The sequence below is a fragment of the Roseibium sp. genome, assembly GCF_965232425.1.
Lineage (GTDB): Bacteria > Pseudomonadota > Alphaproteobacteria > Rhizobiales > Stappiaceae > Roseibium.
The window spans coordinates 4,611,369-4,624,304 of sequence record NZ_OZ246971.1; the positions used below are offsets into that span (position 1 = coordinate 4,611,369).

Annotated in this window: 10 protein-coding genes; 2 read left to right on the forward strand and 8 right to left on the reverse strand. The window is 60.5% G+C overall.

What is annotated here, in order from left to right; translation table 11 throughout:
• Window positions 1-8: 8 nt before the first annotated feature.
• From edd to ACO08A_RS21015, 7 genes are all read right to left on the reverse strand, one after another.
• A complete protein-coding gene (edd, locus tag ACO08A_RS20985; protein WP_422037861.1) occupies window positions 9-1,829 on the reverse strand; it encodes a phosphogluconate dehydratase in 1,821 nt (606 codons plus the stop codon).
• A 129-nt stretch (window positions 1,830-1,958) separates the two neighbouring features.
• Window positions 1,959-3,434 carry a glucose-6-phosphate dehydrogenase gene (zwf, locus tag ACO08A_RS20990; RefSeq protein WP_422037862.1) on the reverse strand — a complete coding sequence of 492 codons (1,476 nt, stop codon included), beginning with the start codon at window positions 3,432-3,434 and terminating at the stop codon, window positions 1,959-1,961.
• 98 nt (window positions 3,435-3,532) lie between these two features.
• Window positions 3,533-4,480 (reverse strand): carbohydrate kinase family protein, encoded by a 948-nt coding sequence (locus ACO08A_RS20995; RefSeq protein ID WP_422037863.1) that lies wholly within the window; start codon window positions 4,478-4,480, stop codon window positions 3,533-3,535.
• Window positions 4,481-4,556: 76 nt separating this feature from the next.
• On the reverse strand, window positions 4,557-5,363 hold the full coding sequence (locus ACO08A_RS21000) for an ATP-binding cassette domain-containing protein (RefSeq protein ID WP_422037864.1): 807 nt from the start codon (window positions 5,361-5,363) through the stop codon (window positions 4,557-4,559).
• Entirely contained in the window at window positions 5,339-6,409 is a 1,071-nt protein-coding gene (locus tag ACO08A_RS21005) for an ABC transporter permease (protein ID WP_422037865.1), read from the reverse strand. The genes ACO08A_RS21000 and ACO08A_RS21005 overlap by 25 nt, the downstream gene beginning before the upstream one ends.
• 118 nt (window positions 6,410-6,527) lie before the next feature.
• The gene (locus ACO08A_RS21010; protein WP_422037866.1) at window positions 6,528-7,544 is read right to left on the reverse strand and encodes a sugar ABC transporter substrate-binding protein; all 1,017 of its coding nucleotides are present in this window, start codon (window positions 7,542-7,544) and stop codon (window positions 6,528-6,530) included.
• A gap of 24 nt (window positions 7,545-7,568) precedes the next feature.
• On the reverse strand, window positions 7,569-8,891 hold the full coding sequence (locus ACO08A_RS21015) for an ROK family transcriptional regulator (RefSeq protein WP_422037867.1): 1,323 nt from the start codon (window positions 8,889-8,891) through the stop codon (window positions 7,569-7,571).
• A gap of 435 nt (window positions 8,892-9,326) precedes the next feature.
• Here ACO08A_RS21015 and ade point away from each other — a divergent pair, with 435 nt between their 5' ends.
• A complete protein-coding gene (gene ade, locus ACO08A_RS21020; RefSeq protein WP_422037868.1) occupies window positions 9,327-11,048 on the forward strand; it encodes an adenine deaminase in 1,722 nt (573 codons plus the stop codon).
• A gap of 16 nt (window positions 11,049-11,064) precedes the next feature.
• Here the strand turns inward: ade and ACO08A_RS21025 are convergent, their stop codons facing one another.
• Window positions 11,065-11,610: a hypothetical protein gene (locus ACO08A_RS21025; protein WP_422037869.1), complete on the reverse strand. Its 546-nt coding sequence runs from the start codon at window positions 11,608-11,610 to the stop codon at window positions 11,065-11,067.
• A gap of 80 nt (window positions 11,611-11,690) precedes the next feature.
• On the opposite strand from ACO08A_RS21025, the gene ACO08A_RS21030 reads away from it, so the two are divergent.
• Window positions 11,691-12,848, forward strand: a complete 1,158-nt coding sequence (locus ACO08A_RS21030; RefSeq protein WP_422037870.1) for an AAA family ATPase — start codon at window positions 11,691-11,693, stop codon at window positions 12,846-12,848.
• The last annotated feature ends 88 nt before the right edge of the window (window positions 12,849-12,936 follow it).

The following is a 12,936-nucleotide window of genomic DNA, read 5'->3' on the forward strand; positions in this document are numbered from 1 at the left end:
TTTCCTGATTATGCGCCGAACACGTGCGCGCCGCTGTCGGCCGTGCCGACATTGGCGCGGAAGGCAGTGAAAAGATCGCGGCCGACGCCGAACTGATGCGCGCTGAGGTCGGCAACCGCAGCCGGGCGGGCCTCGAATTCCTTCTCATCCACGAGAACCTTCAGTTCGCCGGTGACGGCATCGATGCGGATCATGTCGCCGTCGCGGATCTTGGCGATCGGTCCGCCGTTTTCCGCTTCCGGCGTGACATGGATTGCCGCCGGCACCTTGCCGGATGCGCCCGACATGCGGCCATCGGTGATCAAGGCGACCTTGTAGCCCTTGTCCTGCAGGATCCCGAGGCACGGTGTCAGCTTGTGCAACTCGGGCATGCCGATCGCCTTCGGGCCCTGAAAGCGCACGACCGCGGCGACGTCGCCTTTCAGTTCCTTCTTGTTGAAGGCATCGAGGAAGGCGTCCTGGGAATGGAACACGCGTGCAGGCGCTTCGATGATGTGACGGTCCGCGGCAACGGCCGAGACCTTGATCACGGCCTTGCCCAGGTTGCCGGTGAGCATCTTCAGTCCACCTGTCGGCTGGAACGCTTTGGAAAGCGGTGCCAGAACGGTTTCATCGCCGGAGGTCCTGGGTGCATCTTCTCGCAGGATATCGCCGTTTTCGTCCAGTTTGGCCTCCACCGTGTAGCCGGCCAGATCCGTGCCGTAGACGGTCTTGACGTCCTGGTGCAGATATCCGTCAGACAGAAGCTCCCGGATCAGGAAGGCAAGGCCGCCGGCCGCCTGGAAGTGGTTCACATCCGCCTTGCCGTTCGGGTAGACCCGGGCAAGCAGCGGCACGACATCCGACAGATCGGAGATGTCGTCCCAGGTGAGCTTGATGCCGGCGGTCGCCGCAATGGCGACCAGGTGCATCGTGTGATTGGTGGAGCCGCCCGTGGCGTGAAGACCGACCACGCCGTTGACGATCGCCTTCTCGTCGATGATCTCGCCGGCCGGGGTGTACTCGTTCCCGAGCGCCGAAATCGCAAGGGCGCGCCTGGTGGCCTCCCTGGTCAGCGCATCGCGCAGCGGAGTGCCCGGATTGACGAAGGAGGAACCGGGCATGTGCAGCCCCATGATTTCCATCAGCATCTGGTTGGAGTTCGCCGTTCCGTAGAACGTGCAGGTGCCGGGCGAATGATAGGCCTTGGATTCGCTTTCAAGCAGCGCGTCGCGTCCGACTTTCCCTTCGGCGTAGAGCTGACGCACTTTCGCCTTGTCATCATTCGAGATGCCCGTTGTCATCGGACCGGCGGGAATGAACACCGCGGGCAGGTGGCCGAAGGACAGGGCGGCGATCGCGAGACCGGGAACGATCTTGTCGCAGATGCCGAGGAAGACCGCTGCGTCGAACATCTGGTGCGACAGGCCGACGGCTGCCGCCATCGCGATGACGTCGCGCGAGAACAGCGAAAGTTCCATGCCGTCCTGACCCTGGGTCACACCATCACACATGGCCGGTACGCCGCCCGCGACCTGCGCGACTGCGCCGACTTCATGCGCCGCCTGGCGGATCATCGCCGGGTAGGTCTCGTAAGGCTGGTGCGCCGACAACATGTCATTGTAGGCCGTGATGATGCCGAGGTTCGGTACGACATCACCGGAAAGCGCCTGCTTGTCCGAGACGCCGCAGGCGGCAAACCCGTGCGCAAGGTTGCCGCACGAAAGCCGGGAGCGCTGCGGCCCCTGTTCGGCAGCCTTGCCGATCCTGTCCAGATACAGGGAGCGGCTGTCGTGACTGCGCTTGACGATCCGTTCCGTGACATCGGCGACGCGATCCTGGATTGTCATTGTTCTGATCCTTTCCTGGCCACATGTGGCTGGGTGGGGTGTCTGTCGGCAGACAGGGCCTTTGCCCGTTTGCCTTATTTAATCGATTTAAAACCAGCAATGCCCTGAAGCCAGGGCTGCGCGATCCCTCTAGATTCCGTCCTCTTCCGACCACGTGCGCCCGTCACGCTCCACGAGCGCGATGGCGGCCGACGGACCCCATGTCCCGGCGGTGTAGCCCTTGGGCGTTTCCTTCGATGCGGCCCAGGCTGCAAGGATCGGGTCCACCCACGCCCACGCGGCATCGACCTCGTCGCGGCGCATGAACAGGGTCTGGTTGCCGCGGATCACATCCATGATGAGACGCTCGTAGGCGTCCGGATTGCGCACCTTGAAGGCGTCGGCAAAACTCATGTCGAGCGGCACCTGCCTGAGGCGCATTCCACCCGGGCCGGGGTCCTTGATCATGATCTGCATCTGAACGCCTTCGTCGGGCTGCAGGCGGATGATCAGGCGGTTGGCGGTAATCTTGCCCGTTTCCGTGTCGAAAATGGAGTGGGGGATCGGTTGAAACTGAACGACGATTTCCGAAACCCGCTGGGCCAGACGCTTGCCTGTGCGCAGGTAGAACGGCACACCCGCCCACCGCCAGTTGGCAATGTCCGCCCTGAGGGCGACGAATGTTTCCGTCCGGCTCTCGTCGTTGCCCAGTTCTTCAAGATAACCGGGCACGGCGCCGCCGGCGGATGCGCCGGCACGATACTGACCGCGCACGGTCAGCTTGTCGACGCTCTGGGCGTCGATTGGCGTGAGGGCTTTCAGAACCTTCAGCTTTTCATCGCGGACGCTGTCCGCATCCATGGATTCAGGTGGTTCCATGGCCACCAGGCACAAGAGCTGGAGGATGTGGTTCTGAACCATGTCCCGCAGCGCACCAGCCGTGTCGTAGTAGCCGGCACGCCCGCCCGTTCCGAGGGATTCGGCGACGGTGATCTGGACATGGTCGATATGCGCGGCGTTCCAGAGCGGCTCGAACAGGGCATTGGCAAACCGAAGCGCCATTAGGTTCTGCACGGTTTCCTTGCCGAGATAGTGATCGATACGGAAGATCTGGTCTTCCTTGAACACGGCGCCGACGGTGTCGTTCAGCGCCTTCGCGGAAGCACCGTCCTTGCCGATCGGCTTTTCCATCACCACGCGGGCGTGCCGGTTCACGACGCCGATCCTGCCGAGATTTTCGCAAATGGTGCCGAAGAGATCCGGCCCGACCGCCAGGTAGAAGGCGCGGATGACATCCTCGCGTTCATCCAGGACCGTTTTCAGGCCCTCGAAGCCGGTGCCCGAGGCGACGTCGATTTTCACATAGTGCAGCCGTTTGAGAAACTTGGCGAGATGGTCGTCGTCAAGATCCTTGACGTGTTCCTTCAGCGCGTTTTCCGCCCAGTCCCTGTAGTCGTCATCGGTGTAGTCGCGGCGTGCGCTGCAGATGATACGGGCATTTTCCGGCATTTGCCCGTCGGCATCGCGGTGATAAAGAGCGGGAAGAAGCTTGCGGTGTGCCAGATCACCGGATGCGCCGAACACGACCAGGTCGAATTCCTCAACTTCAATGACGCGTACCGCCATGGGACACTCCTTCCAACAGCTTTTCCGTTGCCGGGCCTCTTGCGGCTCCAGCTGAACCCGGAGGGCTTTTAAATCGATTTAAATGTTTTGTCAGCCCCTCAAATGAGCTTTGACCATTCTTTTTGCAGTTCCGCAATGCGCGGAAGATCGGCGCCACGGCGCGAACATGTGATCGCCGCGGCCTCAACGGCAAATCCAAGAAGACGATTGACGCGCTGTTCGTCAAGCTCGGCAAGTGACGTCCGGTCGATTGCTCCGAGCTTCTTGAGCCCCGCTAGCAAGGCCGCCTGAAAGGTGTCGCCCGCGCCGACGGTGTCTTCCACCTTGACCTGAACACCGGGACAGCCCGTTTCAAAGGAGCGGCTGAAGGCGAGGGCGCCTTCGCCGCCGCGGGTGACGATGACAAGCGCGGTGCCGCCGGCAACCCACCTGCGGGCAATCGCGGCGATTTCTTCTTCCGGTGCGATCAACGCCAGGTCCTCGTCGCTGACCTTGATGACATCGGCAAGCGGTGCAAGGCTTTCGGTATTCTGCCGCCACCGGTCCAGGTCAGGTTCCACCGTCGGGCGGATATTCGGGTCGAACGAGACCAGCGTGTGGGTGCGGTCGCGTTCGATCAGGGCCTTCAGCGTTCCCGCGACGGGTTCGACCAGCGCGGTATAGGATCCCAGATGCAGGAACAGCGGCGGTTCGTCGAAGTCAGGCAGATCGTCCAGTGTGACCATTCGATCGGCCGCATTTGCACCGTAGAACGTATAGGCGGGATGGCCCTGATCGTCCTTCTGCACCAGGCTCAGCGTGGTAAGGTAGTCGGTTCTGAGGATGTAGCGCTCAGACACGCCCTCCTTCCGGAATTTCTCGACGAGTTTCGCCCCAAGGGTGTCGTTCGAGATACCGCCGAAGAACGCGGCCTCCTCACCGAGACGGGCGAGGCCCATGGCAACGTTGAATGGCGACCCGCCTATTCGCGCATCGAATCTGGCGCCATCTTGGACACCTTCGTCGCCGAACAGGTCGAACAGGGCTTCACCGCAGATCAGGAACATGCAAAGTCCAGACTTTTGTCGTTCTCACAAGGGAATGTTCCGGCGGTCCGCTCGGCACGGGCCGCCTTTCTCGACGTCATGCAGCCGCGTCTTTCGGCGGTTCCATAGCTCCCGTCATCAGCGCAACCGCATCGGACATCGAGCAGTCTTTCGGTTTGACGGTGCAAAGCCGTTTGCCCAGCCGATGGATGTGGATGCGATCCGCGACCTCGAAGACGTGGGGCATGTTGTGGCTGATCAGAACGATCGGTATTCCCCTCGACTTCACGTCCTGAATCAGTTCCAGAACGCGTCGGCTTTCCTTGACACCCAGCGCGGCGGTCGGCTCGTCCATGATAATGAACTTGGTCGCAAAGGCGGCGGCCCTGGCCACGGCCACACCCTGCCTCTGTCCGCCTGACAAGGTCTCAACTGTCTGGTTGATGGATTGCACGGTCATAAGGCCAAGCTCCGTGAGCTTTTCACGCGCAAACTTTTCCATCGCCGGCCGGTCGAGTTGCCGCAGAAATTTTCCCATGAAACCCGGTTTGCGGATTTCGCGCCCCATGAACATGTTGTCCGCGATCGACATCGCCGGCGACATGGCGAGAGTCTGGTAAACGATTTCGATCCCCATGTCCCGCGCCTGCGTCGGCGAGGTGAAGTGGACCGGCTTACCGTCGATCAGGATTTCGCCCTCATCCGGTACCGTGGCACCACAAATCGCCTTTACGATCGAAGACTTGCCAGCGCCGTTGTCTCCAATGACAGCCAGGATTTCGTTGTTGCGCAGTTCAAAATCGGAATGGTCGATTGCGGTGACGTGACCATAACGCTTGACGATACCGCGCCCCTCTACAATTGGAACACTGTCAGTCATTATGCCGATACCTTTCTGATCCACTGGTCAGCTGCCACGGCAGCGATAATGAGAAGTCCGATGAGGAGAAAGGTCCATTGCGCATCAGCACCGAGCAGCCTTAGCCCAAGCGTGAACACGCCGACGATAAGGGCCCCGAACAGGCTGCCCAGGATCGAGCCGCGGCCACCGAACAGGGATATGCCGCCGATCACGACCGCGGTGATACTTTCAATATTCGCGAGCTGTCCGGAGGTCGGTGACACCGATCCGATACGACCGATCAGAGCCCACCCGGCAAAGGCGCAGATCAGTCCGGAAAGCATGTAGACCGACATCAAGGTTCTGTGCACGTTGACGCCCGACAGGCCGGCAGCTTCGGGATCGTCACCAACAGCATAGACGTGCCGCCCCCAGGCCGTGTGACGAAGCGCGTAGGCAAGCACAAACACCAGGATCAACATGAAGACCACGCCGACCGTGAACACGGCACCACCGATGTTGAACTTCGTTCCAAAGAACTGGAGAAACGGCGCGTTGGCTTCGATTTCCTGCGAACGGATGGTTTCGTTTGCCGAGTACAAAAAGTTCGTCGCAAGCACAATCTGCCACATCCCCAGGGTGACGATGAACGGCGGGAGCTTGACCCGGCTTACCAGCCAGCCGTTCAAGGCGCCAATCATGGTACCAGCGGCAAGGCCGCAGGCAACGGCAACCGGAGCAGGAATTCCATAGCGGAATGTGAACTGTCCCATGATCACCGAAGAAAAGACCATGATTGCACCGACGCTCAAGTCGATACCAGCCGTCAGGATAATCAGACTCTGTGCAGCTGCCACAATGCCCACGATCTGCACCTGCTGCAGGATCAGCGTCATCGCAAAGGGCGAGAAGAACTTGGACCCCAACAACAGACCGAAAACGATAATTGCCACGATGAGAACTATCAGAGGCACGAGTGACGGATTGGCATGCAGCGTGTGCTGCACCTGTCCAAGAAAGCCGCGGCGGTGATCTTCGAATTCAGCGACCGAGTCCGCTCTGTTGGCGGCAGCTTCGAAGTTCTCGGTGCCTTCCTTGGTTTGAGACATCTCTTCCTCTCCCGCGGCGGATCAGACACTCACGCGACCGCCCACCCTTGTCGGTTATGATCCAGATTTCGAGAAAACCCGGGAGGCAAGTCTTTTGCCTCCCGGATCCTTCGTCTCTTTAGCCCCAGCAGAGTTCGGTGCCCTTGGCGGTGTCGATGGACTCCACGCCGTCGACCGGCTTGTCGGTGACCAGAGCCACGCCGGTGTCAAAGAAGTCCTTGCCCGGTGTGTTTTCTGGTTTGGAGCCGTCGTCGGACCACTTTTTGATGGCTTCGATCCCCAGGGAGGCCATCAGGAGCGGGTATTGCTGCGAAGTCGCGCCAATCACGCCGTCCTTGACGTTCTGGACACCCGGGCAACCGCCATCGACGGAGACGATGAGAACGTCGTTTTCACGACCGATGGCCTTCAGCGCTTCATAGGCACCTGCGGCGGCAGGCTCGTTGATGGTGTAAACGACGTTGATCATCGGGTCTTTGGCAAGAAGGTTTTCCATGGCGCGGCGGCCACCTTCCTCGTTGCCCTGGGTCACGTCGTTGCCGACGATGCGCGAATCCGTCTCATCACCCCATTTGTTGGGGTCGCCGAGGTCGATGCCGAAGCCCTGCAGGAAGCCCTGGTCACGCAGAACACCCACGGTCGGCTGGCTGATGGCAAGATCGAGCATGCCGATCTTGGCGTCGGCGGCCTTGTCGCCGAGTGCGCCGGCAGCCCATTTGCCGATCAGTTCACCGGCCAGGAAGTTGTCGGTCGCGAAGGTCGCGTCGGCGGCATCGATCGGGCTGAGCGGTGTGTCGAGCGCGATCACGAGAAGGCCGTTGTCACGGGCCTGCTTTACGGCCGGCACGATCGAGGACGTGTCTGAGGCGGTCAGCAGGATGCCTTTCGCACCGTCGGCAATGCAGGTTTCAATGGCGGCAACCTGGGTTTCGTGGTCACCGTCGACCTTGCCGGCAAAGGACTTCAGCTCGATGCCGAGTTCTTCAGCCTTGGCGGTCGCACCTTCCTTCATCTTCACAAAGAACGGGTTGGTGTCGGTCTTGGTGATCAGGCAGGCTGAAATATCTGCCGCAGCTGCCGGTGCCGCCGCCATGGCGGCAAGGACTGAACCAGTCGCAAGTAATTTGCGGATCATTTGTTTTTTCCTCCCTGGCCTATTTCAGTTTGAGCGGTTGGGTTCGGCCAGATGTGACCCCAATCTCGCTGCCCTTGCCGGAAAGCTGGCTTTGTCTTCCGTACTGCCTGCTCCGGCGGGACCCTTGTCTTTCCCACCCGTCAGAATCGCTGCTCTGGGCGAGAAATTGAAGAACTGAGGCAGGCTCGCCGCGCCGATGGCGCCGGCATCGTGGGCGAAACTGCCGATTTCGATTTCAGGTGACTGCCGCTCCTCGGGGGCGGCACTTTCCACGGCGGACTTGACCTTCTGCCTGAAGGTTTCGGGAAAGGAGCCTCTCAGATCGCTGTCGATCACCACGAGCGAAACGTCCAGAAGCGCGTAGGCCGAGCGCAGCGCCAGACCGATCGCGGCGGCGCAGTCATCAAGCCATTCGACATATTTCGGATCGTTCGCTTCCACGGCTGCCTGCAAGTCCGATCGGTCGAGCTCCTCAAATCCGTCCGGCGAGAGATGCCGGGCAAAGGACACGAGCGACGCACGCGTCAGCAGGAGGTCCCAGGTCTGTTTCGGTTTCGGTGCCGTCGGCAGGACGCTGGGCGGAACAGGCATGAACGCGACGTCTGCGGCGTTGCCGGACATGCCCTTGACCACGTCGCCCTTGAGCACCAGTCCGCCGCCGATGGCAGGACCCAGAAACAGATAGAGGAAATTGTCATGCTGACGGCCCTGGCCGTAAAACAGTTCGGCGACCGCTGCCGCCGTTCCGTCGTTTTCACTGAAAACGGGCAGGGCCATGGCGTCCTCAAGCGCCACGGCGAGGTCGAAGCCGTCCCATTTCTTGAAGTCCGCCTCCGGCAGGCCAAGTTCGTGCAGCCACGCACCGAGGTTGAACGGTTGCGCCAGACCGATGCCGGTGATCCGGTCCTGCATCTCGTCACTGAGATTGGCGCGCAGATCGTTAAGATCCCGCGAGAGAATCTCGACCGTCTTTTCCGGGGCGGGCAGGATCATGTCATGGATGCGCCGGTCGATGATCTTTCCGGAGAAGTCCATCAGGACTGTCTCGATATTGGTGCGGTCCAGCCGAACGCCGAAGGAATAGGCGCCGTCAGGTGCGAGCTTCAGGATCGTTGCGGGCTGTCCGCGGCTGCCGTCGTGACGCTTGCCTGCCTCGAAGATCAGACCCCCTTCGATCAGGTCCTGTATGATCGCACCGATCGCCGCGTTGGTGAGTTGAACGGCGCGGGCGAGTTCAGGCTTCGAGGCTTCGCCGGCGCGTCGCAGGATCTGCAGCACGATGCGTTCGTTGTACCGGCGCAACTGTGCGGAATTCGATCCTCGACCTGACGTTCGTGACCCGTCCACCTGCCGTGCTCCTCCCAAGGGGCTGCCTTGTTGGTCTGGCAGCTTCATAATAATTAATTTTGATGAAATTATTCGATGGCCGGAGCGATCTGTCAATTCATTATTTGTTTTGCACCGCACGGTTTCGATGTTGTGCTGCAGCAAAATCCTGACAGACAAGGAGTTTTCAGATCGCAGTCTAGCAGAGAAATTTACGTAAGGGTACGGACTCATAAATGAGGCGGAAATGGATTGAGGCGGATTGCTTATCCTCAAGGAGCGGAAGCGAAGGAAATGTGGTTCATTTTCAAGCCCTCCGCGACGCCGGGGAGACGCAATTCGGCCAAATCCGCAGTCCGCTCTTTGACACAATCAACACGATAGTGTGCATGACCATTGCCGGAAGCGGCAGGATTCGTATTGTCGGATGAGATGCTGGAAGTGGAGTGAGTCTGAATGCCGGTCATACATGACGAGGGGTTTCTCAAACGCGCGATTGAAGCGGGGGCAGGCGACGCGCCTGCCGATCTCGTCCTCAAGAATGTCAAGCTTTTCAATGTGATCGATGGATCTAGCAAGGAAACGGATATCGCCGTTGTCGGCGACCGGATCGTGGGCACCTATGGCAGCTACGAGGGCAGGGAGACGCTGGACGGCGAGGGGCGCGTCGCCGTGCCGGGTTTCATCGACACGCATCTGCACGTTGAATCCTCGCTGGTCACGCCATTCGAATTCGACAGGTGCGTGCTGCCGCACGGTGTGACCACCGCGATTTGCGATCCGCACGAGATATCCAACGTTCTTGGTGCCGAGGGCATCCGGTATTTTCTGGATGCATCGCTCGAAACGCTGCTGGATCTAAAGGTCAATCTGTCGTCATGTGTTCCCGCGACGTCTTTCGAGACGGCCGGCGCGTGTCTGGAGATCGGGGATCTCCTGCCCTTCCGTGACCATCCGAACGTGATCGGCCTTGCCGAATTCATGAATTTTCCGGGCGTGCTGGCGTGCGACCCGAACGTCCTTGCCAAACTCGCCGCCTTTCAGGATGGACATATTGACGGGCATGCACCGCTGCTTTCCGGGCTCGGCCTCAACGGCTACCTTGCGGCCGGTATCCGCACGGATCATGAGGCAACAAGCGCGGAAGAAGCGCTTGAAAAGCTCTCCAAGGGCATGACCATCCTGATGCGGGAAGGCTCGGTTTCCAAGGACCTCGACGCGCTGGCTCCCATCCTCACACCGGATGTGTCCGCTTTTGTCGCGCTCTGCACGGATGACCGCAACCCGCTCGACATCGCGGAAGAGGGGCACCTGGACAGCATGGTCCGGCGCCTGATCGCCAAGGGCATCCGCCCGCTGGATGCCTATCGCGCGGCCAGCTGGTCCGGGGCCAATGCCTTCGGCCTGAAAGATCGGGGCCTGCTTGCCCCCGGCAAAAGGGCGGATATCGTGCTGCTGGATGATTTCGAGGATTGCCGGGTCAACCGGGTCGTCTGCGGCGGCCGGATGGTGAGCGACGCCGCGTTCGAGGCCCGTGGTTCCGTTGCACCGGTCGGACTTGCAAGCGTCAAGGCGCAGCCCGTTGCGGCACGCGATTTCGACATCGCTGCAAGGAACGACGAAACCTCCGTGATCGGGGTTCTGCCGGGGAAGATCATTACCGAACACCTCAAAAAACGTCTTCCCTTCACCGACGGCAAGACGCTGCCTGACCTTGAGCAGGATGTTCTGAAGGTCGCCGTTGTCGAACGGCACGGAAATAGCGGCAATATCGGCCTCGGGTTCGTGCACGGTTTCGGCATGCAACGCGGCGCGATCGCAAGTTCGGTCGGCCATGACAGCCACAACATCTGTGTCGTCGGGGCGGATGACGCGTCCATTGCAACCGCGGTCAACCGCGTGATCGCGATGAAGGGCGGTTTTGCGGTCGCAGAGAGTGACAGCGTAATGGCCGAACTCGCGCTGCCGGTGGCAGGTCTGATGAGCCTGGAGACGTTCGAAACGGTCAGACGCAACCTGGAGACGCTGCGAACGGCGGCCAGATCGCTTGGCTGCACGCTGGAAGAACCGTTCCTGCAGGTGGCCTTTCTGCCCCTGCCGGTCATTCCGCATCTGAAGATCACGGATCACGGCGTCTTCGACGTTGACCGGTTCGAGTTGGTCGATCAGGGGAGCTGAACTTGAAAGGTGCCTCTCAGTAGTGCCGCATGTGGTTTCTGAAACGCGACCATTTCTGAGCGGACCGGTAACCCAGGAAAAAAGCAACGGCAGCAATCGCGACGGACCAGACCAGGACCCTCGCGTCGAACCAGAACTCAGCCAGGAGATCCGAAGGATGCGCAATTTTCGGGTTGGCACCAAGATAGGTGACAGGGATCCATTCGGAATGAAGCCGGGCGGACCAGGTGTCGGGCACCCTGAAGGTCAGGGCCAGCGGATCGTTGCCCGTCGGATTGATCTCCACGATCATCGTGCCGTGCGTCTCGAAGTGCCTGCTGTTCTTGAACGTATCGCGCGGCGACGCGTGCAGCGCCTCCTTGAGTGTCAGGCTGTCCCCGTCCGCATCCTGAATGTTCAGTATAAACGCTTGATCTTCCTCACCAAAATATTCCAGCAACCAGTATTTCAAACCGCTGTCATAATGGATGTAGATAGACAGCAGGCAGGCGAATCCCACGAAACAGAATATCGCGAGATTCAGTGCATAACTGTCCTCGGTCGCTTCTTTCGGGTTCAACATGTCTGCACCACCATGAAGAGAATTCGGCAGACTATGCGCGCATCTGCGGGATGTGTCCACTCAGGGAGGTTTCGGTTCGCATGATCCTCACGCTGGCTGTTTCCGGCTATCGGTCGCTACGGGAAATCGTTCTGCCGCTCGACAGGATCACGCTCGTGACCGGTGCGAATGGCAGCGGCAAATCGAGTCTCTACAGGTCGATCCGCCTGCTGGCCGAGGTGGCGCAGGGCCAGGCGATCGCCTCGATCGCGGCGGAAGGCGGCCTGCAATCGACACTCTGGGCAGGCCCCGAAGCCATCTCGCGGCGCATGAAAAAGGGCGAAGTGCCGGTCCAGGGAACGGTGCGCAAGAACGTGATCAGCCTGAAACTCGGCTTTGCCGACGAAGATTACGGCTATGCCATCGATCTCGGGCTTCCCGCGGATGCCGGACGTTCGCTGTTTTCCATGGATCCGGAGATCAAGAGCGAGGCCCTGTGGGCAGGCGAAGCGCTGTCGCGCTCCAACGAGATCGCGGGCAGGAACGGGCCGACGGTGCGTGTCCTCAACGCCCAGGGGCAGAGGATCCCCGTCTATCAGAACATGGCGCGCTTCGACAGTATGATGACCCATGCCGCCGATCCGAAGGACGGGCTGGAACTGCTGGTGATGCGCGAGCGCATGCGCGCCTGGCGCTTCTACGATCATCTGCGTACGGACCGGGATGCGCCGGCGCGCTTTCCGCGGATCGGCACGCGCACGCCCGTGCTCAGTGCTGATGGCGGTGATCTGGCGGCTGCCCTGCAAACCATCGTCGAGATCGGCGACGAGGTTGCCCTTGCCGAAGCCATCGATGACGCGTTTCCCGGTGCGTCGATCAGTGTCAGCGTCAACGAGGGCTATTTCGAACTGTTCATGCAGCAAAAGGGGCTGCTGCGGCCGCTCCGGGCCAGCGAGTTGTCCGACGGGACGTTGCGGTACCTGTTGCTGACGGCGGCGCTGCTTTCTCCCCGTCCGGCACCGCTGATTGTCTTGAACGAACCGGAGACCAGCCTGCATCCCGACCTGCTGGAGCCGCTGGGACGGCTGGTGACCAGAGCGGCAGAGAAAACCCAGGTCATCGTGGTGTCCCATGCGCGCGATCTGGTCGACACGCTGGCCGCTCTTCCAGGGTGCCTGCGCTATGAATTGCGCAAGGAACTCGGCGAAACGGTGGCTGACGTTGAGGAACTGCCACGGTGGAACTGGCCGAAACGATAGCCGTTTCTGTCACGAAGCTCTTTTGCTCAACACGCTGTTTTTACTTGTACTTTCCTTGAATCTTCTGCCGAAAGGCGCGGAGGGATTG